Origin of the sequence: Gluconobacter morbifer G707, from assembly GCF_000234355.1 — a bacterium.
Lineage (GTDB): Bacteria > Pseudomonadota > Alphaproteobacteria > Acetobacterales > Acetobacteraceae > Gluconobacter > Gluconobacter morbifer.
In genome coordinates this window covers 22,117-42,696 of sequence record NZ_AGQV01000006.1, presented here as the reverse complement: position 1 = coordinate 42,696, position 20,580 = coordinate 22,117, and the positions used below count along the sequence as shown (strand labels likewise).

Sequence of the window (20,580 nt, the reverse complement as noted above, 5' to 3'; positions counted from 1 at the left end):
GACGGAATTGATATTCCTGTTGGGCTGATGTCAGGATCAAGAACAAAGATCGGTAGTTATGCCTGTCATTTTCCGCCCCGTCTTTTGGGTACCTTGGACTTTATACTTCCGTATTATTCCGATTTCACAACAACAATTCCGGTGAAAAATGTCGTATGCTTTGGATGATCTTGGTCACCCAACCTCATGCTGACCCGTATATCCCCCTGCAAACTAACCGAAACAGGACAGTTCTTTCATCTATCCTGAAAACCGGATGCCCTTCCTATCACCCTTGGAAGAAGGGAAGTTCGTTGACCGCAACAACACGCCACAGACCATCAATCCGTTCAATAATCGTGATCGAGAGGTTCTGTATGGTAAAATGAAGAGCCGTGTCGGGATGGACGGACAGTGCATGCGCCAGGGCCGCACGAATAGCTCCACCGTGACTGACGATCACCATATCACGGCCCTCATGAGCCGTCGCCAGATCTTCAAGTCCATGTGAAACACGCGCACAGACATCCAGCATGCTTTCTCCGGCAGGCGGAAGTTCAGCGGCTGAGATGGACCAGAACGGATTAGGTGGCAGCGTCAGAAGAGACAGAAAATCCTCATGCGGCGTGCCGTGCCAGTCTCCAATGGACTGTTCGATGAAACGGTCATCAATCGTAACGTCAGGCGCGAAATTACCCGCCCTGCGAATTTCCTCAGCCGTATCACGGGCGCGCTGAAGTGGAGAGCTGTACCACAGGGCGTCCTCCGGCAGGCGCCGGGCAAGAGCTGCGTACCCCCCCTGCTGACTGACCATGGTCTCCCGACATAGGGGAACATCCAGCGCGCCATACATCGTCCTGCGGGCGCTGGCTTCTACAACAGCATGACGAATCAGCCAGAACCGTGTTACGCCTCGCGGCAGTTCAGGAGTATCGAGGAAATGCCCGTGCGGGACCGCTTGGTCAGAACTGGTCATGCAAAAGGGGCGTAACGGGGCGCCGGATTGACGTCCAGCAGAATATCCCAGTTTTTCAGGATCAGTTCCAGTTTGGAAAGCACACGACGGGCATCAGCACATTCCCGCGCCAGACGCCGGGCTTCATCCAGCCCTTCATGGGACGGCTCGCCGGAGACAAGACGGGCTCCGGCACACAGGCGCAGCGCTCCGGCTGGCTCATCCAGACGCGGGTGCGGAACCGGAACAGGCTGGCCCAGCACACACAGAAGCGCCGCTTCTCCCTCTTGAACCCAGGGGGACAGATCAGCATTCAGCCAGCGGTGAAGCCGCCGGGCATCTTCAAGGGTAAGAGGTGTTCCCGGACATCGGGGATCATCAATCAGAAATGGCAGGATGGTTGATACGGCGTCCCAGCGCCCGTCATCGAAAGGCTGTCCCATCGGCAACGGAGTCAGACACCCCCTTTCCTGCACCATGTTCTGCGCCTGCTCCATGAAACAGGTCAGACGACAGCGAATCACCGCTTCCGGAAGGGCAAAAAGCGCGTCCATCTCAGCTAGGGCCGCATGCCAGCGCAGGGCCAGACCAATATTGTGGCCATCATTGAGAGCATGCGCATCCGCACCTGCCGGCCACTCATCACGGTTGCCATAAGCCCGCAATCCGGCCGGAAGTGACAGGGAAGGCAGATTTTCCGGCAGATTTTCCGGCAGCAGGATGGCGCCACAGAAAGGTGGGCCGGTAAAGAACTTAGACCCGGTGATCATGACCATAAGACCCTGCTCCACCCAGTCTGTAATCCGTGACGGGCTGAGCCGGGCCTGACACGCATCCACCACAACGCTAAGACGGTCGCCAAGCTCTTCACGCAATGCCTGCACAAGAGTCATGTCCGGCGCTGCAAGTCCGGTCTTGGACTGGTCCAGACGATGCAGCAGAACCTGCCGTCCCTGCGCAGCCTCCTCGTGCACCAGACGCCGGCAGTCGGCATCAATGTCCACAGCCTGCCGGGCTGTCCCGTCTTCGTTCCGGATCGGGATACCGAGCAGACGCGTGTCTTCATCGAAACCTTCGATCAGCTCTCCCTTGCCCACCAGTGTGGCGCAGGCGCTATCCGTCGCGAAATGCCGCCCACGCGCGGCCAGCGGAACGCCACTGCCTGTTTCATCCGGAGCCAGCAGAATGGAACTGACTGGCCGTCCACCTTGTGCCGCCACAAGGGCCAAAACTGCCACTTCGCAATCCGTCCCTGATGCGGACAGAAGAACTGCTTCTTCCGGCAGCCCGTAATGGCGGGCAATCCGCATCCGGGCACTCCGGACGACACCCTCCTGAACGGTTTCAGGATCCTGTTTGCTCAGCAGGGCGTTCATCATGTCCCGCCGGGCCTGCTCCGCGCCGCCAAATCCCCGTTCGGACAGGGAAGAAGCCGTTGATGAACCAAAAGTGATCGCCCACGGTCGCGGGCGATGCGAACACGCGTAACGATTCAGCCCCGTGCGTGGATCAACCAGCAGTCTGGAGTCTCCGCCACTGCTCATCAACGTTTCAGCCGGCGCCAGAAGCGGCCAGAGTGACGCCAGAATCGGCTGAAGCCGGGCTGCCTGCGCTTCGGAAAAATTCGGCAATGGAGGCAGCAACGCCGCAAGGGCAGGCCATATCTTCAGAAGAGTCTGGCTGTCAGGCACATCCCGGTTGAAAACATCCAGAACAGCCGGAAGCGGCAGGGCGTCTTCCGTGTCCAGCGCATGAAAAAGGGCCGCTACCCGGGCAGCTGCAAAACTGGCAAGCCATGGATTGGCTCCGGGCTCCAGCAGACGCGCAAGTTCGATCGCATGACGCAGATAGGTCGGAGCAAGACGGGGCGTCTGAAGACAGGGTGCACCCAGTTTCAGATGTATAGATGACAGTGGAAAAGGCTGCCGGACCGCCAGTTCCCCCTCAAGACGGAAAGGAAGGGAGAGGGAAACATCCAGAACAGGGGACAGCCCTTCCGCCACGACTCTGAGATCCGGCCGTTCCAGAACATTGGTCAGACCCCGTGTCAAAGTATCATCCAGCATGCCCGTTCTCCTGTCTCATCAACAGCAGAGAGGGGGTAGCCTATTCGACGCCACAGCGCGAGACCTTATCCTGTTCCGTATTGCGGAGCCGATGTTACTTTCAGCCGTCATTTGCGCCTCTTCGACAACTCTGTAAGATACTTGCCAAACTGGTGAGGGTAGAACCTCATCTGGCATGCTGAGGAAAAGATATGCGGATTTTGCTGACAGGCGGATGCGGCTTCATCGGGTCGGCCGTAGTGCGTCATCTGATCAAGAATACAGAACACAGTGTCCTGAACGTTGACTGCATGACCTATGCCGCTTCGGAAGACACGGTCGCGGAAGTTGCAGGGGATCCGCGGTACTCGCATGCCCGTGCCAACATCGTCAACGGCGTCGAGATGCAACGTCTGTTCGAGGAATACCGCCCCGACGCCGTGATGCATCTGGCCGCGGAAAGCCATGTCGACCGCTCCATCGACGGTCCGGGCATTTTCATCCAGACCAACGTGGTCGGCACCTATTCCCTTCTGGAAGCCGCCCGCAAATACTGGAATACGCTCGGAAACGAAGAAAAGGCCGCATTCCGCTTCCACCACATCTCGACAGACGAAGTCTTTGGCCATCTGGAACCGAACGATCCGCCCTTTACGGAAACCACTCCCTACGATCCGCGCAGCCCCTATTCCGCGTCCAAGGCGTCCTCTGATCATCTAGTCCGCGCGTGGCATCATACCTACGGCCTGCCCACCTTCGTCACCAACACCACCAACAATTATGGCATCTGGCATTTCCCCGAAAAGCTGATCCCGCTTGTGACGATCAACGCCATCGAAGGCCGTGACCTGCCTGTCTATGGCAAGGGCGAGAACATCCGTGACTGGCTGTTCGTGGAGGACCATGCCAAGGCCCTCGTGCGGGCCGTAGAAATCGGCAAGCCAGGCGAGACCTACGCCATCGGTGCCCGCCAGCCTCGTACCAATCTGGAAGTCGTCAGGAAAATCTGTTCCGTCCTTGATGAGCTGTCCCCCGATCCTGCCGGCCCGCGTGAGCGCCTGATCCGTTTCGTGAGCGACCGCCCGGGTCACGACTTCCGCTACGAGATCGATCCCTCCCATGCGGAGAAGGAGCTCCACTGGAAGGCCGAACACGACTTTGACAGCGGCATTCGCAAGACCGTGCAGTGGTATCTCGACAACCGCGACTGGTGGGAAGGCATCCGCGCCAAGCGCTATACTGGCCAGCGACTGGGGACACGTTCATGAGCACGATAGAAACCAAGCCCATGAAGGGCATTATCCTCGCCGGCGGTTCGGGCACGCGCCTGTATCCCATGACGATAGCCTGTTCGAAACAGCTGCTGCCCGTCTATGACAAGCCGATGGTCTATTATCCCCTTTCCACGCTGATGCTGGCGGGGATCAGGGACATCATGATCATCACGACACCCCATGACATGCCGCAGTTCCAGCGGCTTCTGGGGGACGGTTCCCAGTTCGGCGTCCGGTTCGAATACCGCGTCCAGCCCACTCCGGACGGCCTGGCACAGGCCTTCCTCATCGCGGAAGACTGGATTCAGGGATCGCCCTGTGCCCTCGCCTTGGGCGACAACCTGATTTTCTCCGAGCACCTCGGTGTCCTGCTGCGCGCGGCTGCAAACCGTCCTGAAGGCGCCACCGTCTTCGCCTATCAGGTCCGCGATCCGGAACGCTACGGCGTGGTAGCCTTCGACGAAACGGGCCGCGCCCTCAAAGTCGAGGAAAAGCCTACTCATCCGACGTCCAACTGGGCCATCACCGGGTTATATTTTTACGACAGCCGCGTCGTGGAATTCGCCAAGAAGGTAAAACCCAGCCCGCGTGGCGAACTGGAAATCACCGACCTCAACCGCATGTATCTTGAAGAAGGCACCCTTCAGGTCGATCGTCTCGGCCGTGGCTGCGCCTGGCTTGACGCCGGCATCCCCGACAGCCTGATGCAGGCGGGCACTTTCGTTCAGACCATCCAGTCCCGTCAGGGAATGCTGGTCGGTTCTCCCGCCGAAGTGGCGTTCCGCAACAAGTTCATCAACGCCGACCAGCTTCGCGATCACGCAAAGAAAATGGGCAAGACCGAACTGGGCCGCCTGCTTCTCGAACTGGCTGACAGCAGCAAATCCACGGCGGACGTCTGAAACCACATTTCCAGGGGTGCGAAACCCGGTTTTTCGCGCCCCCGCATGACATCATTTTCAAAGGAGCCCGCGCATGAAAGTCGAACGTCTCGCCATCCCCGAGGTCATTCTCGTCACGCCTCCGCGCTTCGGTGACAATCGCGGTTTCTTTTCCGAAACCTACAATGTCGAACGCATGGCGGAAGCCGGTATCGACCTGCCTTTCGTCCAGGACAACCAGAGCCTCTCCCGCCAGAAAGGCGTGGTCCGCGGCCTTCACTGTCAGCTCGCACCCTATGAACAGGGCAAGCTCGTCCGTGTCACGCAGGGCGCCATCTGGGACGTCGCGGTGGATGCCCGCACAGGTTCCCCGACCTACGGCAAATGGGTCGCTGCCGAGCTTTCAGCCGAAAACTGGTCGCAGCTCTGGATCCCGCCGGGCTTTCTGCATGGTTTCGTCACTTTGGCCGAGAATACCGAAGTTCAGTACAAATGCACCTCGCTCTACAGCAAGGTCTCTGAACGCGCTGTTATCTGGAACTGTCCGGAACTCAAGATTGACTGGCCGGTTTCCGAAGCTGACGCCGTCCTGTCCGACAAGGACAAGATCGCTCCGCATTTCTCCGAAGCCAAGGGCTGGTTTCAGTACGAAAAGTGAGCAGCACCATGTCCAGTACAGGCCCCATTCTCGTAACGGGTGGTAACGGCCAGCTCGCCACGTCACTCGCCAATCTTGGCGGCGCACGTGTCGTTCGGGTCGGACGCCCGGAATTTGATTTCGACCATCCGGAAACAATTGCCGCGACTGTCGCGAAATACCATCCCTCCGTCGTCGTGAACGCTGCGGCATGGACGGCGGTTGACCGGGCGGAAACAGAAAAGGAAGGCGCCGAGCGCGCCAACTGCTCCGGTCCGGCCGCCCTCGCTGCGGCCTGTGCGAAAGCCGGCATTCCTTTCATCCATGTCTCGACGGACTACGTCTTTTCTGGTGACAAGGGCGAGCCCTATACCGAGCAGGACCCTACCACACCGCAGACCGTCTATGGCAGCACGAAAGCCGACGGCGAACAGGCGGTTCTGGCGGCCAACCCGAAAAGTATCATTCTGCGCACGGCGTGGGTCTATTCCGCGCATGGCAAGAACTTCGTCAAGACCATGGTCAATGCCGGCGCCAAGAACCCGGCCCTGAAGGTCGTTGGAGACCAGCACGGCAACCCGACCAGTTCGGACGACCTGGCGGAAGCCATCCTCGCCATTATCGACCTGATCGAAAAAGACGGGTGGAAGGCCAATTACGCCGGTATCTATCACGCCAGCGGAACCGGTTCGACAACATGGCATGGCTTGGCCGTAGCAGCCCTTGAGGAAGCCGCGAAACACGGACAGTCCATGCCGAGCGTTACCGCCATCCGCACTGAAGACTGGCCAACGCCGGCCAAAAGGCCGCAGGATTCCCGGCTGGATAACACGAAACTGCACCGTATCTTCGGCGTGCGCCTTCCTGAATGGCGGGACAGCATTGCCCGTACGGTTCACAAACTGTTCTCAGCAGCCTGATCCCGGGTTCACACCGGCCTGTCTGGTGTGAACTTCCCTATTCGTTTTCTACCCCTTTTCTCATACCCTGCTTCAGGATGACATGCCCCTTCCCCCTTCCGGTGCCTCCATGCGGCATTCTTTCCTGAACGGGGAAGCCGGCTCGCATCTGAAGCGGGGATCGGACACAATCGCCATCCTGCTCTCGCTCCATAACGGTGCAGCTTACCTGCCCGCCCAACTTGAGAGCATCCTGGCCCAGACCCATGAGGACTGGCTCCTGTACTGGCGGGACGATGCCTCATCGGACGACTCACCGATCCTCATGCGGGAATTCGCCGCCCGAGCCGGTCAGGAACGCTTCATCGAGATCACGTCCCACCCGGGACGACTGGGTGTTGCCGCCTCATACGCCTATCTTCTGAATGCCATTCCAACAGCGTCCCATGTCGCCTTTGCCGATCAGGACGACGTCTGGCATCCCCGGAAACTGGCATGGGCCATGGAAAGCATTGCCCCGATCCCCGCGCATGTCGCAGCCCTCTACTGCGCCCGGCAGTACCTGACGGACGAGAACCTGAACATTATCGGACAATCCAGTCCCCTGCGCCGTTCTCCCGGTTTTCCCAATGCCCTGACCCAGAACATCGCAACAGGCCACACGATCCTTTTCAACGCCGCCACCCATCACCTCCTTCAGAATCATGCGCCCCCGCCTTCGGTGCTGCATGACTGGTGGGCCTACCTGCTGACCAGCGGAAGCGGTGGCAGGATCGTTTTCGACGATCGCTGCGTCAGTCATTACAGGCAGCATGGACGCAACACCATTGGCGCCCAGACATCCCTCCTGCATCGCGGATACGCTGCCCTCCGGCGCGGACCGAACGTGTTCATGTCGATTTTTGAAGGCAATGTCCGCTATCTGCTGGAATGGTCGGAAATACTGTCTCCGGAAGCGCTGCGCCTGCTCGAAGCCCTAGCCCGGGCGAAATCCTTTTCCGCCCGCCTGCATATCCTGAAACAGTATCCAGATCTCAAACGCCAGACCTGGTGTGAAACGGCCGTCTTTCAGGTCTGGTATCTGCTGCGCACCCTACGCTCCTGACCCTAAAGCCCCAGCCGCTTCCGCATGGCATCCATGAATGCCCGGTCGACCTCCGGGCTGAAGGGACGCGCGGTTGCATAATCATAGACCGTCCCAGCCGGCCTGATCCGTTTTTCCTCGGGCTCATCCACATAACGGGGCACGAGATGCGTATGAAGGGATGGCGCGAGATTGCACCACGTTTCGTAATTGATCCGCGTCGCGCCGGTCACGGCCAGAAGCGCATCGCCCGCTTCCGCCATGTCCGACAGATACTGAAGACGGTCGGCACCCTTGAGATCATTGATGGACGGCACAACGGGATCGGCCAGAAGCTGACAGTACCCTGGAAGCGGCTGCGTCTCGCCCATGACAAGCCAGCCGGATTTCATACGCCCGATAACAGAAGGGTTGTTACCACGCCGCGCGGCAACAACCCGTTCTGCAATAACATCCGCCATGAGTAATCTCCCTCAAAAGGGAGACCGTATCATGCGGCTTCTTCGGCGTCCTCTTCCGGAACGATGCGGGTGTGCCCCGGCGTCGGGCGGAAGCGCTTTTCAAGCAGGGCGTCCTCAATGTCTTCCAGCGAAGCCCCCGACGTCTCGGGCACGAAGAAATACACGAATATAACAGAAGCGAGGTTGACGAACGCATAGAACCACATCGTCCATGTCAGACCAATGGCCTCGGCCATCGTCAGGGCCGTACTGGTCACGAGCAGATCTGCCCCCCACAGCGTGGCGGCATGAAGCGATGTCGCCTGCCCGCGCATGGAAAGTGGGAACATCTCTGCCCCCAGAAGCCAGCCACAGACCTGGATCCCGCCGGAATTGAACATCATGAACAGCAGCAGGAACGCCACGATCATGTAAGCTCCCACACTTCCCGGTGCCGGATGGCTCAGGAACATGAAGCCCAGCCCGACCAGCGACAGGGCAGCCCCCGGCCCCATGACCAGCATCAGGCGACGGCGGCCGATCCTGTCCACGAACATGCAGCCCAGAAAGGTCATGATGCAGTAGACAACCGCCACGCCGAGCGACGCCAGCAGAGCGGAAGACGTGCCAAAACCTGCATCATTCAGAAAGGTCGGCGCATAATAGATCATCATCTCCAGCCCACCGCACTGGGTGAAGAACGCCACACCCAACGCTGCGATCAGGGCCGGACGGACCCATGGACGGAACAGCCCGCCCCAGCCACGGTTTTTCGGATCACTCACGGCGTTTTCACGGATGGACTGGATTTCCCGGCGCACGGCGCGCTTGGTCGTCCGGATCCGGCTCAGCTGTTCGATGGCGCTCTTGATACCCTCATTTTCAGCCGCCCAGCGCGGACTTTTGGGCATGAAGAACATGGATACAAACACCAGAAATGCCGGTGCTGCAGCAATACCCACCATAGGACGCCAGCCCCAGTTGGTGCGCTCCGTAAATCCGATGATGTTCGCAATGAGAATGCCAAGACCTATGGCCACATTGAACATTGTCACCAGCGTGCCGCGCCGCTCCTGCGGGGCCAGCTCGGAAATATACATGGGTACGACCTGCGTGGAGCCACCCACCGCCAGTCCCAGCACAAAGCGCGCCGCAATCAGGCTCCAGACACCCGGCGCCATGGAACAGGCCGTGGCCCCCATGACAAAAATACCGCTGACGATACAGGTCGTCGCCCTGCGGCCGTATTTCTCCGAAAGGTTCCCCGCACCGAAGGCACCGAAGATGGCCCCGAGAAGAATTGCCGAGGCAACACTCTCCTTCATGGTAGCGTTAAGCCCGAAATCATCGCCGATCAGGGGGAGCGTGCCGGAAATGATACCTGTATCATAACCGTAAAGGCCGCCGCAGATGGCAGCCACAAGTGCAGCCAGGAAAAGCGTCAGCTTTGCATTGGGAGAAATCTGGATCGTTGCGGGATCCACATGCTCCCGCTCAGGTCGGGAATTTTTTGTATCATTTGACATAACATTCATAACATACCGGAACCGCGATAGTTTTTCGCGCTTTTTCCGGAACAATCTCGATGAAATGCTGGTGACGTCCAATCTGGCCAATCCCGGCAGTACAGGCTATTCCTGAAAAAGAGGCAGAGGAGACAGCCAGTGCCGAGTGAAGTTCCCGATACAACCAAGGATGCGCGCGTCATCACGATGAAGGCGCTGATCATCATGCATGTTCTGCTGATCGCCTTCATCGTGCTGGTTCATCTGAAACTCACGCACATGAAAGGGTCCTGAACCGGCTGCCCAGACACGCCAGTCCGTAAACACCAGCCGCCCCCATTCCGGTCCAGAAGGGCACGGGCACATCCGTCTGCCATGACAGCACCAACCCGCCCCATGACAGCACCAGCGCGCCCCCAACCGAGAACACCAGCCCCGCCAGCGGCCGCAGGGACAGCCGCAGCGCTCCCGCCGCCGGGCCGATCATCAGACTGAACGCCAGCAAAGCCCCCGCAACCTCCGCGCAGGCAGCGCAGGTCAGCGCCGCGACAAGCATGAACGCCAGAGACACCGCCCTGACAGGCACGCCTCTGGCCCGCGCCACTTCAGGAGCAAGACTGGCAAACAGCAAAGGCCGGGCCAGCATCGTCAGCCCCGTCAGACAAATCAGAGCCACCACGCCCAGCTCACCAAGCGTCCGTCCGTCAATCCCCAGCACATCCCCGAAAAGCAGCGTCGTCGCAAGACTGGATGCCCCGTTGGCCTTGTGCAGAAACCACGTCCCCAGTCCGAGACTGGCCGCAAGAACCAGCCCGATCGAGCTGTCCCGCTGGACGGAAGCCCCCTCGCCAGCATCACGCTCACAGCCCATGGCCAGTCCGGTCAGGAGACTGAACAGCACCATCCCTCCCAATGGAGGATATCCCAGCCAGACCGCGCCCGCTGCTCCGCTGAACCCGACATGGGACAGGGCATGTGCCGCAAAAGCCTGTCGACGCAGACTCAGGAACCACCCGACCGATCCCGCCATCACGGAAACGATCGCACTGCCCTCGAAGGCATGCCGCATGAAATCAAATTCGAACATGCAGCGCTCCTTCCGCCAGATGCAGCTTCCGGCTGACCTGCCCCTCCAGCGCCAGAACCTCATGGGACGTCATCAGGACCCCGATCCCCAGCTTGCGGATCAGGGTCTCCAGCAACGTGACAATCTGCCTCTGTCCCGCCTGATCGAGCGCGGCCAGCGGCTCATCCAGCAACAACAACGACGGCACATCCGCCAGAGCCTGCGCCAGACCGATCCGCTGCCTCTCACCGCCCGACAGAAGCCCAAGCGGACGGGATGCAAAACAACCCGCCCCTGTCAGATCCAGCAACCGTTCCGCTTCCCGCTGGCGCGAACGCCAGTTCAGGGGGAAACCCCAGCCCGTTCCACCGATGGCAGCCAGAACGTGACTAATGGCCGGGACCAGAAGCGCTGCATCCGTCACGCGCTGTGGCATGTAACCAATCCGACGCCGGGCCCGGACAGGAGCAGCCCCGTCAATCAGGATCTTTCCGCCCTGCACCGGGCAAAGCCCCAGCATGGCCCGCAGAAGAGTGGATTTTCCCACACCATTGCGTCCCGTCAGAAGAGTCATGTCCGTCAGGGGAATAGTGCATGACACATGATCTAGGACATTTTTCCGTCCGGCGAACAGTGTCACGTCCTGAAACTCCAGAAAACCAGGCCCGGAAATATTAGGCATGGCCATCAAGAACCTGTCCAACAGCCTGAAGGAACGCCCCGACCCAACCCTGCCAGGTCTGTCCCGGGGACAAGATTTCCCCGAGCCTGACCTGCGGCACCCCATCCGCCGCGGCTTGTTCCAACAGACGGTCAATCTGAGGAGAATGAATGGCCGGATTGACAACCAGCATCCGCACCTCCTTCCGGGCCAGCACCTGATCCAGCTGCGCCACGTCCCGGGGAGATGGTGTCACATGGTTCATGATCGCATAGGCAAAAGCCTGATCCACGAGATGAAGCCCCGCCTTTTCCAGAAGCGGTTGCCCAACCGGCTCAACAGCCGCAATGGGTGTGCCTCCATGGCGCGCGCGCATGTCGGACAGGACGGCATCCACGCCATCCACCTGGTGCAGAAAAGCCGCCAGACGACTCTGCACGCCCTCTTGGTCAAGCCCGGACTGCCGCCCGAACCATGCTGCAAGATCCTGCGCCACCTGCCGCACGACAGCCGTATCGAAAAAAAGATGCGGGTTCTGGCCCGGCTGCCATTCGGCCAGATCCGCGACAATCAGACGGTCAGGGCGGCCTGCAACAAACGGACGTGCCCAGTCATCGTATGTCGCGCCATTGATGATGACGAAAGACCCCTCCACTAGGGCCCGCGCCATGGAGGGCGACGGCGTCAGATCGTGAGGATCAAGACCCGGCATGGAGAAAAGTGCCTGTGTCCGGACATCCTTGCCACCGATCTGCGCAGCAATATCGCACCACACTGCTTCCACACAGACCACGGGCAGAGGCGCGGCACTGCCGTACGCGGGAAGAAGCAAAAACAGCCCGGCCAGAAACGGGGCCATAAAACGGCGCATGACAATCCTCGGCACAGACTGGCAAAGCGGGCGTTATAAGATAACATCTCCTCCCTGGCCATCCTTCCCGGTCCTCAATGCTCCGAAATCAGGCTCTTTTCCGGAAATACAACTCCGATGCCGCCGCGATGACCCTGCGCTGATAGGCCAGGTTCAGGGGAAGGGTCCGGGAATGGTAATCCCCGATCGCCTGCATGATGTTGCCGTGCTCCTGCGCAAGGGCGCGATGCAGGATCATGGCCGCAGCGGCGATATTGAAACACGGGTCCAGCGCCAGACGCGCCGCCACCTGGGACGGCTGAAGTTGTGTCATGCCCGCGATTGGCAGGATCCAGCGCGAGTTGATCTGCATGAGCCCGATATCGACCGAACCGTCCGTATTATGGCTGATATTTCCCGTCATTCCCCCTTCCACCCGCTGGATGGCGGGCAAAATTCGGGGTGGAACATGATAATGAAGAGCAGAAGCCAGCATGCAGGCCAGCAGGGATGCAGCCATCGGAAAACCGCCTTCGATGATGAAAGCCAGGGTCATACCCTAGCATCCCCCGCAACACCCTACCATCCTGTACGCCATTTGACGATAATGAGGACTCCCAGATGAGCGAACAGGACACTTCCGCAACCCTGACACTGGACGCACTCGGCATTCCGTATGAACGCCGGGTTTATGACTATGATCCTTCGGCCGGAAAACTCGGCGTGGCCGCAGCGGCAGCCCTTGGCCTCTCACCGGACCATGTTCTCAAGACGCTGATGGTGCAGTTGGATGGGCGCCCGGCCTGCGTGGTCCTTCCTGCGGACCGTGAACTGGATTTCACGCGGGTTGTCAGTGCGTTCGGTGGCCGGAAAGCCAAGATGCTCTCCCGTCCGGACGCCGAACAGCGCACGGGATACCGTATCGGTGGCGTCAGCCCCTTCGGACAGCGCAGCACTGTTCCCACCGCATTCGAACAATGCGCCATGGACGGAGCACCCATCGTCATCAACGGTGGCGCACAGGGTCTGCTGCTGGAACTTTCCCCACAGGACGCCCTGACCGCAACGAACGGAATCACAGCGGATCTGGTCAAGCCTCCGGGCTGATCCATCCGTCAACGCCATCGCCTGAACAGGACGACGCAACTCCGCATCAGCGAAAAAACAAGAAAATCAATTTTCAGGAGAAAAAGAGGAAACTGGTGGAGCCAATGAGAATCGAACTCACGACCTCTTGAATGCCATTCAAGCGCTCTCCCAACTGAGCTATGGCCCCACACTGTTTCATCGACAATCCCATTGGGGTGGGACCGGATGAGGGCGGTATATCGCCCTGATTCTCCCCTGACAAGCGTCAAAAGAAGATTTTTCAGCTCTCCAGCACTTTTATCTTCCGCAGGACATCCAGCAGCGGCAGCACGGGCAGACCAAGGATGGCATCATGGGTGCCGTGGATTTCCGAGAAAAGCTGAATGCCCAGTCCTTCCAGTCGGTAGGCTCCGACACAGGAGAGGATCTCCTCTCCTTCCCGGGCCAGATAGGCGTCCAGAAAACCATCCGAAAAATTCCGCATGGTCAGAACAGGAGACGCTACATGAGCCCACAGCTTCTCTTTTCCTCTGTACAGAACCACGGCGGATTGCAGGGTATGGGTCCGGTTGCGCAACCGCAGCAGGTGCCGTCGAGCCTCCTGAAAGGAACGGGGTTTTGCAAACGCCTCGCCTTCCAGATCCAGGATCTGGTCCGCCGCCACGATCAGCTTGCCCGGCCCGGCAACCCGGGACGCCAGATCAGCTTTCGCATCGGCAAGGGCAATGGCGGTCTCAGCCAGGGACCGGCCCTGATCCTGACATTGAAGCCGAAGGGACTCTTCATCCAGATCCACGGGACGGCAGATGACGGACAGACCACTGTTCTCCAGCAGCATCCTCCGTGCAGAAGAACCACTGGCAAGGATCAGCGAAGTACTCAACATGGTCATGAAGTACGACTCCGTACTATCGACTGCCCGGTCCTGCATCAGTACTGCGGGTAGTCCTGTGAAAGGATTGTGTCAGTACTGGGGTACATGGGGATAGTACTCCGAGTCCACAAATCGGGTACCGAGTACCGTGGATGAAGGGGTACACCTCCGGAAACTGGGGGTTGTACACAGCCCTTCTGTGGGCAATTCGGGATAGAATCCTCCATCCCTTGCAAACCCGGGAGTCGCGAGTTGTACACAGTGTGGGTAAGACGGGGTACATTTCCAGAAAGCCGGGTACCCCGGTATCCACAGGGTTCATCTATCCCTCCAGGATTTCTTTCTTTTTTCTTTCATGGTTAGTGGGCGGCATGATTTTGGAAAACGCATCACCTTCTCCGTCGGCAAAGCCGCTTCTCAGAGCTCTCAGGGGAGAAGCGGTCTGGCCTCCTCCGATCTGGCTGATGCGTCAGGCCGGCCGTTACCTCCCGGAATTCCGCGCCATGCGCGAAAAGGCCGATTTCCTGACCCGCTGCATGACGCCCGACATCGCAACAGAACTGACCATCCAGCCGATCCGGCGTTACGGCATGGATGGGGCGATCCTGTTTTCCGATATCCTGATCCTGCCCTGGGCCATGGGTCAGTCCCTTGAATTCATTGACGGACGCGGCCCCGTGCTGGGCGCAATCCGCTCCGAAGCCGATCTCGCGAAACTTGATCCCCGCCACGTAAAGGACGCTACCGCTCCTGTCCGGGAAACACTGTTCCGCCTGTCACGGGAACTGCCGGATGTCACAACGCTCCTGGGCTTCGCCGGCAGTCCTTTTACGGTTTCGTGCTACATGGTCGAGGGCGGAGGATCACGGGATTTCGTCCATACCCGCACCATGATGCAGACTGAACCGGCTCTTTTCGACCGTCTGATCGAAACCCTGACGACCAGTACTGCTGAGATGCTCTGCGGCCAGATCGAAGCCGGGGCGGAAGCGGTGATGCTGTTCGATTCCTGGGCCGGAATCCTGCCGCCTTCCGCTTTCCGCCGCTATGTGATTGAACCAACCCGGCGCATCGTGCGTCATATCCGTGAACGTCATCCGCAGACGCCGATCATTGGCTTCCCGCGGCTTGGCGGCATCATGGTGCGGGAATATGCGGAAAAAACCGGCGTGAACACGCTGGCGCTGGATACGGTTGCTGATCCGGCGCAGATTTCCGACCTCGTGCCGGGTGTAACGCTTCAGGGAAACATGGACCCGATGGTCCTGTTCGCCGGGGGCGAACCGATGGTTCGTGAAGCACAGGCCATTCGTGATGCAATGCGCGGAAAACCTCATGTTTTCAACCTCGGCCACGGCGTGATGCAGCATACGCCGCCTGAAAATGTTGCCGCACTTGTGGAGGCTGTACGCGCCATATGACGAACGCCCTTGATCCGAACGGATATCTCAGGCTGATCATTTTCGATTGCGATGGCGTACTGGTGGACAGCGAGAAGCCGTCCTGCCGTGCAACAGCGGAATTCGCACGTTCCCAGGGACTGAAAATCTCGGATCAGGAAGCGTATGACCGTTTCATGGGCAAGGCGCTGCCCCAGATCGTGAAGGAAATGGAGCATGATCTGGGGCACAGTCTGCCAGACGATACGGCACTCAGAATGCGCGAAAACCTTGTACAGCTCATGAAGAAAATGGCAGTTCCCGTAGAGGGAGCGCCCGAAATGATCGAAGGCGTGCGGCATCTGGGAGTGCCGTTTCGTGTCGGATCGAATTCTTCCGTCCGGGAGATGGAAGCCAAGTTCCAGGCCTGTCATATGATGCAGTTTTTCCCCGAAAACCGTGTTCACTCCGCCAATGACATGAACCATCCCAAACCCTCTCCGGAGGTCTATCTGTACGCGGCGAAGGCGGAAGGCGTAACGCCGGATTCCTGTCTCGTGATCGAAGACAGCGATACCGGAGCGGAAGCCGCGCGCCGGGCGGGAATGGCCTGTGTTCTCCTCCGTGCCGAAGGCCTTCCCCTGCCCGCCTTCTGGCCGGCGCCGGGCTTCGTTCGCATCACCGATATCTCCCAGCTGGTGCCACTGCTCCGGAAAACGCTTGAAAGCCAGAAGGCGCAGGCATGACAGACTTTCTCGCCGCCCATCTGAGCTGGCTCCTGTCACTGCACATCATGGCTTTCATCGCATGGATGGCGGCCATGTTCTATCTCCCGCGCCTCTACGTGTACCATTGCCAGACGGCGCCGGGCTCTACGGAAAGCGAACGTTTCAAGGTTATGGAACGCAAGCTCCTGCGGCAGATCATGACCCCGGCCATGATTGTGACGCTTCTTGCGGGTGGAGCCATGGCCTCCATCCCCGGCGTCATTGACTGGAGCGCAGGATGGTGGTGGACGAAGCTTGCCTGTGTTTTCGGCCTTTTCGCATTTCATGGCATGTGCGCCAAATGGCGGCGGGAATTCGCGGAAGACCGCAATACCCATCCTGAGAAATACTATCGCATCGCAAATGAAGTTCCGACGATCCTCATGGCGATCATCGTCATCATGATCGTTGTCCGACCGGGTTTCTGAAACCCGGTCGTCACGGGCTGGCCTCAGACCAGACCGTATTTCACGCCCGTCATCTGCTCCGAGACCTCCCACAGGCGGGCGGCCAGTTTCCGGTCATAGGCCAGCGCTGGAAGCCCGGCCACGCCCGGCGGTCCACGCCGTTCACCTGGCCCGACCGGACCGTAATATCCCCCATCCTCCGCGTGTGGTGAGGCCAGAGCATAGAGCAGCGGCCAGGCACCCTCTTCCACGCTCTGACCCATGGCATGAAAAACCGGCCCGGCGACACCGCGGGCAATCTTCCGTCCGAACCGCCCCAGCGCTGTTCCACCCTGATCGAGACTGCCGTTATTGGCCACGATGTCACTGGCTGCCCAGCCCGGATGGGCTGCGCGGGAATGAATGGGCCAAGGCGCCTTTCTGGCCCGGCGGTCGAGTTCAAGTGCGAAAAGGAGATTAGACAGCTTGCTCTGGCGATAGCGGGTCATCGGGCTGTACCGATGGCGCGCATTCAGGTCCCCGAACGGCAGTTCCCCGTTCAGCGCCGCAAGCGAAGCCACGGTCATGATGGTGGCGTTACCTGCCGCGAGCAGGGGAAGCAGCCGTCCCGTCAGGGCGAAATGCCCGAGATGGTTGATCCCGAACTGGAGTTCGAAGCCATCCTTGGTCGTCATGCGGGAGGCCGGCCCCATGATCCCGGCATTATTGGCCAGAAGATGGATGGTCTGATGATGCGCCCTGAGCTGACCGGAAAAATCGGCAATTGATTTCAGGGACGCCAGATCCAGAGCCTCGAACCGAGCCTGCACACCTGGTACCCGCTCGTAAAGCCGGTTAAGAGCCGCCCGGCCCTTCTCGCGGTTCCGGCCCGTCAGGAGGATCTGCGCCCCCTGTCGTGCCAGCCCGACAGCCGTTTCAAAACCGAGCCCGCCTGTCGATCCCGTCACAAGAGCGGTCTTCCCGTCCAGACGCTCGAGTTCCGTGATGGACCAGGCCGGGGTGGTGGAGCGCGTCATCAGGGCTTTCCTCTTGTGTTCAGGCCGGCTTTTTCTGCCGGCTATTATCTTTCTTTTCCTCGGCTTCCGCATGTTTCATGGCTTCTTCGGTCAGGCGTTTCTCGTTCTTTTTCAGGAAGAGAAACGCCCCGAGCAGACAGCACACGCCCAGCACAGCCATGATAATGCCAACGGGCCCGCTGATCTTCTCGATCTGCTGTCCCAGTTCATAGGTGACAAATGCATAGCCACCGGCCCAGCAGATGCCTCCCATGGCATTGAATATCAGGAACGAATGCCAGGGCATCCGGTTCGCTCCCGCCAGAATGGCCACAAAGACGCGCAGGACAGCGATGAAACGCCCGAAAAAGACGACGATCCCGCCATGTTTGCGAAAAAGATACCGCCCCAGCATCAGGCGCTCTTCCGTCAGACCGACCTTCTTGCCGTGTTTCTGGAGGATGCTGTATCCGAAGTGATGACCCAGAAGATAACCGATGTTGTCTCCCATGATCGCGCCCAGAACGGCAGCGAGGGCAATCCAGCGGATTTCGAGGTGATGCGTACTGCCGGCATAAAGGGAGGCGCCAATGATGAGACTTTCCGCCGGCAGGGGAAGACCCATGCTCTCGAACATGACCGTGACGCCAATCACGCCATAGCCGTACTGCCTGAGCAGCTGATCGAGAATATGCGTGAGATGTAGCAGTGTCCTGATCCTGTACAAGATGTGGCGGAACATCCTGCCGCCGGTTACGATACTAAGGCATTAGACACAGGATGAGAAATGACCGAGCTGCCTTCTTCCTTTTCTGCTGGAAACTGGCCGTCATGGGTCGGCCCTGAACTTGTAGCGGGACGCACCCTGTCCTTCTCCGAACTCCGGACCGCCGGGAACTGGATTTTCTGGCAGGAAACACGACCGGAAGAACAGGGCCGCTCCGTCATCACCGGTCGTGCTCCGGACGGCACATTCGCGGATCTGGTGCCGGTGGACCATACCGTAGGAACGCGCGTTCACGAATATGGTGGCGGCGCATGGGACGTGCGCCTGCGTGACGGTGCGCCTGAAGTCGTGTTCAGCGACCGCAGGAGCGGCGGTATCTGGTTCTGCCGTCATGGCGCATCCGTCCAGTGGGCGCAGGCCGGGACAGACTCCGAACAGCGCTACGCCGATCTCGCCTTCGACCCGGCCGGAGACGGCGTTTTCTGCGTTCGTGAGACACATGGCGAAGGCGTCCCGGTCGCAGCTATCGTGCATATCGCATCCTCCGGCATCCAGACCATGCTGGCGGAAGGAAACGACTTCTACGCCGCTCCCCGCCCGTCTCCCGACGGTGCATTCCTCGCGTGGTTCACCTGGCAGGACCCCGACATGCCATGGACGGCCACCCGTCTTCTCGTGGCATCCCTCCTGCGCCCTGGCCTGAAGCCCGCGAACGTCACGGACCTGACGGGCGGTGAACGCGCCAGCGTCATCGAACCCTGCTGGGCGCCTGACGGAACGCTTTACGCCACGTTGGATGCGCAGGGGCGTTGGACGCCGGTTCATTTCCGCCGCACCCCCATCGGCTGGCACGCCCGCTATCTGCCTGATGCCGGCGCGGAAATCGGACTGCCGCACTGGGTTTTCGGACAACGGACCATGGCGCCCCTGCGGGACGGACGGCTTCTGACGCTGGGGATCCGGGACGGTCTCGGTCATGTGCTGATGTTCGATAACGGCAAATGGCATGAACTGTCTCTTGGTTCGCCGGTCAACGTGCCCCAACCGCTGGCAGATGGCCGCTTCGCCTGGATCGACGCCTCACCTGATGAGCCTCCTGCCCTCGCACTGGGCCTTCCCGGAAAGCCGGTCCAGCGCTTCCGGCCCAGTGTTGTTCTTCCTGCCGGAGTCACGGCAGCGGATATTTCGGTTCCCGTTCCCATCTCCTTCCCGACCGCTGACGGAACACAGGCCCATGCCCTGTTCTATGCACCTGCCAGTAGCACCAGTTCCCTGAACCCGGGCGAGAAACCCCCGCTCGTCGTCATGGCCCATGGTGGCCCGACCGGACGCGCTAATCCCGCTTTCGCTTTCAAGGTGCAGTGGTGGACGTCGCGTGGTTTCGCCGTTCTGGATGTGAACTACCGGGGCTCAACGGGATTTGGGCGGCAATACCGCGAAGCACTGGACGGCCAGTGGGGCGTGGCCGACGTGGAGGACTGCCTCGCCGGAGTCAGGACCGTGGTGGAGCGTGGACTGGTCGACCCGGCGCGCTGCGTCATCCGGGGTAGCAGCGCCGGAGGCCTGACCGTTCTGGGCGCCCTCGCCCGTTCCGATCTCTTTACCGCCGGAACATCTCTCTATGGTGTCACGGATCTGCGGGCCCTGGCGGAAGAAACCCATAAATTCGAGGCACGCTACCTTGACGGTCTGATTGGTCCCTACCCGGAAGCCGAATCTGTGTACCTCGAACGTTCTCCCCTCACCCATGCGGACAGGATCAGCGTTCCCGTCCTGTTCCTGCATGGAGGTGCAGACAAGGTCGTTCCGCTCTCGCAGGCTGAAGCCATGCGTACAAAACTCGAACATTCCGAACTGAAGGTTTATCCGGAGGAAACACACGGCTTCCGGGGAACAGCTACCATTGAGGATGCCCTGCTGCGTGAACTTCATTTTTACCAGAACATCTTCGCAGGCAGACGGCCCGCATCTAGGCCCTGAAGTCATTTCATATTAAAAACAGAATAGGGAAGTTCTGTTCCGTACTGGAAAATCAATCCCATCTGAACCGCGTTCCCCAACAAATC

General features: G+C 59.7%; 22 protein-coding genes and 1 tRNA gene. 11 read left to right on the top strand and 12 right to left on the bottom strand.

The window, feature by feature from the left end; all coding sequences use genetic code 11:
* Positions 1-268: 268 nt before the first annotated feature.
* Together GMO_RS09045 and GMO_RS09040 are read right to left on the bottom strand one after the other, a co-directional pair.
* The gene (locus GMO_RS09045) at positions 269-955 is read right to left on the bottom strand and encodes a histidine phosphatase family protein (protein ID WP_040508887.1); all 687 of its coding nucleotides are present in this window, start codon (positions 953-955) and stop codon (positions 269-271) included.
* A complete protein-coding gene (locus GMO_RS09040) occupies positions 952-3,000 on the bottom strand; it encodes a hypothetical protein (protein ID WP_008852073.1) in 2,049 nt (682 codons plus the stop codon). The genes GMO_RS09045 and GMO_RS09040 overlap by 4 nt, the downstream gene beginning before the upstream one ends.
* Positions 3,001-3,191: 191 nt before the next feature.
* On the opposite strand from GMO_RS09040, the gene rfbB reads away from it, so the two are divergent.
* From rfbB to GMO_RS09015, 5 genes are all read left to right on the top strand, one after another.
* Entirely contained in the window at positions 3,192-4,247 is a 1,056-nt protein-coding gene (gene rfbB / locus GMO_RS09035) for a dTDP-glucose 4,6-dehydratase (protein WP_040508884.1), read from the top strand.
* Between the two features lie 20 nt (positions 4,248-4,267).
* Positions 4,268-5,155: a glucose-1-phosphate thymidylyltransferase RfbA gene (rfbA, locus tag GMO_RS09030; RefSeq protein WP_175282609.1), complete on the top strand. Its 888-nt coding sequence runs from the start codon at positions 4,268-4,270 to the stop codon at positions 5,153-5,155.
* A 73-nt stretch (positions 5,156-5,228) separates the two neighbouring features.
* Positions 5,229-5,792 (top strand): dTDP-4-dehydrorhamnose 3,5-epimerase, encoded by a 564-nt coding sequence (rfbC, locus tag GMO_RS09025; RefSeq protein WP_008852070.1) that lies wholly within the window; start codon positions 5,229-5,231, stop codon positions 5,790-5,792.
* An 8-nt stretch (positions 5,793-5,800) separates the two neighbouring features.
* Positions 5,801-6,691, top strand: a complete 891-nt coding sequence (gene rfbD, locus GMO_RS09020) for a dTDP-4-dehydrorhamnose reductase (protein ID WP_008852069.1) — start codon at positions 5,801-5,803, stop codon at positions 6,689-6,691.
* An 82-nt stretch (positions 6,692-6,773) separates the two neighbouring features.
* Positions 6,774-7,775, top strand: coding sequence for a glycosyltransferase (locus tag GMO_RS09015; protein ID WP_008852068.1), 1,002 nt, complete (start codon positions 6,774-6,776; stop codon positions 7,773-7,775).
* 2 nt (positions 7,776-7,777) lie between these two features.
* On the opposite strand, the gene GMO_RS09010 is transcribed toward GMO_RS09015, so the two are convergent.
* Together GMO_RS09010 and GMO_RS09005 are read right to left on the bottom strand one after the other, a co-directional pair.
* A complete protein-coding gene (locus tag GMO_RS09010) occupies positions 7,778-8,215 on the bottom strand; it encodes an HIT family protein (RefSeq protein WP_008852067.1) in 438 nt (145 codons plus the stop codon).
* A 29-nt stretch (positions 8,216-8,244) separates the two neighbouring features.
* The gene (locus GMO_RS09005; RefSeq protein ID WP_040508994.1) at positions 8,245-9,720 is read right to left on the bottom strand and encodes a sugar porter family MFS transporter; all 1,476 of its coding nucleotides are present in this window, start codon (positions 9,718-9,720) and stop codon (positions 8,245-8,247) included.
* A gap of 138 nt (positions 9,721-9,858) precedes the next feature.
* Between GMO_RS09005 and GMO_RS14865 the strand changes: the two genes are divergently transcribed.
* Positions 9,859-9,993 carry a hypothetical protein gene (locus GMO_RS14865; protein WP_008852064.1) on the top strand — a complete coding sequence of 45 codons (135 nt, stop codon included), beginning with the start codon at positions 9,859-9,861 and terminating at the stop codon, positions 9,991-9,993.
* Here the strand turns inward: GMO_RS14865 and GMO_RS09000 are convergent.
* The 4 genes from GMO_RS09000 to GMO_RS08985 form a co-directional block, all read right to left on the bottom strand.
* Positions 9,971-10,786, bottom strand: coding sequence for a metal ABC transporter permease (locus tag GMO_RS09000; RefSeq protein ID WP_008852063.1), 816 nt, complete (start codon positions 10,784-10,786; stop codon positions 9,971-9,973). The two genes, GMO_RS14865 and GMO_RS09000, sit on opposite strands and share 23 nt — an antisense overlap.
* On the bottom strand, positions 10,773-11,447 hold the full coding sequence (locus GMO_RS08995) for a metal ABC transporter ATP-binding protein (RefSeq protein ID WP_139064426.1): 675 nt from the start codon (positions 11,445-11,447) through the stop codon (positions 10,773-10,775). Before GMO_RS08995 ends, GMO_RS09000 begins: the two co-directional genes overlap by 14 nt.
* Positions 11,440-12,297 (bottom strand): metal ABC transporter solute-binding protein, Zn/Mn family, encoded by an 858-nt coding sequence (locus GMO_RS08990; protein WP_040508883.1) that lies wholly within the window; start codon positions 12,295-12,297, stop codon positions 11,440-11,442. The genes GMO_RS08995 and GMO_RS08990 overlap by 8 nt, the downstream gene beginning before the upstream one ends.
* Before the next feature lie 88 nt (positions 12,298-12,385).
* Positions 12,386-12,832, bottom strand: coding sequence for a lytic transglycosylase domain-containing protein (locus tag GMO_RS08985; protein ID WP_008852060.1), 447 nt, complete (start codon positions 12,830-12,832; stop codon positions 12,386-12,388).
* Between the two features lie 65 nt (positions 12,833-12,897).
* Between GMO_RS08985 and GMO_RS08980 the strand changes: the two genes are divergently transcribed.
* A complete protein-coding gene (locus GMO_RS08980) occupies positions 12,898-13,383 on the top strand; it encodes a YbaK/EbsC family protein (RefSeq protein ID WP_008852059.1) in 486 nt (161 codons plus the stop codon).
* Between the two features lie 93 nt (positions 13,384-13,476).
* Here GMO_RS08980 and GMO_RS08975 read toward each other — a convergent pair.
* Positions 13,477-13,552, bottom strand: a tRNA-Ala gene (locus GMO_RS08975).
* A gap of 93 nt (positions 13,553-13,645) precedes the next feature.
* Complete coding sequence (locus GMO_RS08970; protein ID WP_040508986.1) at positions 13,646-14,257, bottom strand: Maf family protein; 612 nt, start codon at positions 14,255-14,257, stop codon at positions 13,646-13,648.
* 353 nt (positions 14,258-14,610) lie between these two features.
* Here GMO_RS08970 and hemE point away from each other — a divergent pair, with 353 nt between their 5' ends.
* From hemE to hemJ, 3 genes are read left to right on the top strand one after another with little or no spacing between them, the layout of a single operon-like run.
* Entirely contained in the window at positions 14,611-15,660 is a 1,050-nt protein-coding gene (gene hemE, locus GMO_RS08965) for a uroporphyrinogen decarboxylase (RefSeq protein WP_040508983.1), read from the top strand.
* Positions 15,657-16,364, top strand: a complete 708-nt coding sequence (locus tag GMO_RS08960; protein WP_008852056.1) for an HAD family hydrolase — start codon at positions 15,657-15,659, stop codon at positions 16,362-16,364. The genes hemE and GMO_RS08960 overlap by 4 nt, the downstream gene beginning before the upstream one ends.
* Positions 16,361-16,813: a protoporphyrinogen oxidase HemJ gene (hemJ, locus tag GMO_RS08955; protein ID WP_008852055.1), complete on the top strand. Its 453-nt coding sequence runs from the start codon at positions 16,361-16,363 to the stop codon at positions 16,811-16,813. Before GMO_RS08960 ends, hemJ begins: the two co-directional genes overlap by 4 nt.
* Positions 16,814-16,836: 23 nt before the next feature.
* Here the strand turns inward: hemJ and GMO_RS08950 are convergent, their stop codons facing one another.
* Both GMO_RS08950 and GMO_RS08945 read right to left on the bottom strand, forming a co-directional pair.
* The gene (locus GMO_RS08950; protein WP_008852054.1) at positions 16,837-17,808 is read right to left on the bottom strand and encodes an SDR family oxidoreductase; all 972 of its coding nucleotides are present in this window, start codon (positions 17,806-17,808) and stop codon (positions 16,837-16,839) included.
* A gap of 19 nt (positions 17,809-17,827) precedes the next feature.
* Positions 17,828-18,424 (bottom strand): DedA family protein, encoded by a 597-nt coding sequence (locus GMO_RS08945; protein WP_040508979.1) that lies wholly within the window; start codon positions 18,422-18,424, stop codon positions 17,828-17,830.
* 150 nt (positions 18,425-18,574) lie between these two features.
* On the opposite strand from GMO_RS08945, the gene GMO_RS08940 reads away from it, so the two are divergent.
* A complete protein-coding gene (locus GMO_RS08940; protein ID WP_008852052.1) occupies positions 18,575-20,494 on the top strand; it encodes an alpha/beta hydrolase family protein in 1,920 nt (639 codons plus the stop codon).
* The last annotated feature ends 86 nt before the right edge of the window (positions 20,495-20,580 follow it).

What these genes read in the sequence shown, in the direction of transcription:
- GMO_RS09045 (WP_040508887.1), bottom strand. Translation starts at nt 955, where the DNA reads ATGACCAGTTCTGACCAAGCGGTCCCGCACGGGCATTTCCTCGATACT.
- GMO_RS09040 (WP_008852073.1), bottom strand. Translation starts at nt 3,000, where the DNA reads ATGCTGGATGATACTTTGACACGGGGTCTGACCAATGTTCTGGAACGG.
- rfbB (WP_040508884.1), top strand. Translation starts at nt 3,192, where the DNA reads ATGCGGATTTTGCTGACAGGCGGATGCGGCTTCATCGGGTCGGCCGTA.
- rfbA (WP_175282609.1), top strand. Translation starts at nt 4,268, where the DNA reads ATGAAGGGCATTATCCTCGCCGGCGGTTCGGGCACGCGCCTGTATCCC.
- rfbC (WP_008852070.1), top strand. Translation starts at nt 5,229, where the DNA reads ATGAAAGTCGAACGTCTCGCCATCCCCGAGGTCATTCTCGTCACGCCT.
- rfbD (WP_008852069.1), top strand. Translation starts at nt 5,801, where the DNA reads ATGTCCAGTACAGGCCCCATTCTCGTAACGGGTGGTAACGGCCAGCTC.
- GMO_RS09015 (WP_008852068.1), top strand. Translation starts at nt 6,774, where the DNA reads ATGCCCCTTCCCCCTTCCGGTGCCTCCATGCGGCATTCTTTCCTGAAC.
- GMO_RS09010 (WP_008852067.1), bottom strand. Translation starts at nt 8,215, where the DNA reads ATGGCGGATGTTATTGCAGAACGGGTTGTTGCCGCGCGGCGTGGTAAC.
- GMO_RS09005 (WP_040508994.1), bottom strand. Translation starts at nt 9,720, where the DNA reads ATGTCAAATGATACAAAAAATTCCCGACCTGAGCGGGAGCATGTGGAT.
- GMO_RS09000 (WP_008852063.1), bottom strand. Translation starts at nt 10,786, where the DNA reads ATGTTCGAATTTGATTTCATGCGGCATGCCTTCGAGGGCAGTGCGATC.
- GMO_RS08995 (WP_139064426.1), bottom strand. Translation starts at nt 11,447, where the DNA reads ATGCCTAATATTTCCGGGCCTGGTTTTCTGGAGTTTCAGGACGTGACA.
- GMO_RS08990 (WP_040508883.1), bottom strand. Translation starts at nt 12,297, where the DNA reads ATGCGCCGTTTTATGGCCCCGTTTCTGGCCGGGCTGTTTTTGCTTCTT.
- GMO_RS08985 (WP_008852060.1), bottom strand. Translation starts at nt 12,832, where the DNA reads ATGACCCTGGCTTTCATCATCGAAGGCGGTTTTCCGATGGCTGCATCC.
- GMO_RS08980 (WP_008852059.1), top strand. Translation starts at nt 12,898, where the DNA reads ATGAGCGAACAGGACACTTCCGCAACCCTGACACTGGACGCACTCGGC.
- GMO_RS08970 (WP_040508986.1), bottom strand. Translation starts at nt 14,257, where the DNA reads ATGACCATGTTGAGTACTTCGCTGATCCTTGCCAGTGGTTCTTCTGCA.
- hemE (WP_040508983.1), top strand. Translation starts at nt 14,611, where the DNA reads ATGATTTTGGAAAACGCATCACCTTCTCCGTCGGCAAAGCCGCTTCTC.
- GMO_RS08960 (WP_008852056.1), top strand. Translation starts at nt 15,657, where the DNA reads ATGACGAACGCCCTTGATCCGAACGGATATCTCAGGCTGATCATTTTC.
- hemJ (WP_008852055.1), top strand. Translation starts at nt 16,361, where the DNA reads ATGACAGACTTTCTCGCCGCCCATCTGAGCTGGCTCCTGTCACTGCAC.
- GMO_RS08950 (WP_008852054.1), bottom strand. Translation starts at nt 17,808, where the DNA reads ATGACGCGCTCCACCACCCCGGCCTGGTCCATCACGGAACTCGAGCGT.
- GMO_RS08945 (WP_040508979.1), bottom strand. Translation starts at nt 18,424, where the DNA reads ATGTTCGAGAGCATGGGTCTTCCCCTGCCGGCGGAAAGTCTCATCATT.
- GMO_RS08940 (WP_008852052.1), top strand. Translation starts at nt 18,575, where the DNA reads ATGACCGAGCTGCCTTCTTCCTTTTCTGCTGGAAACTGGCCGTCATGG.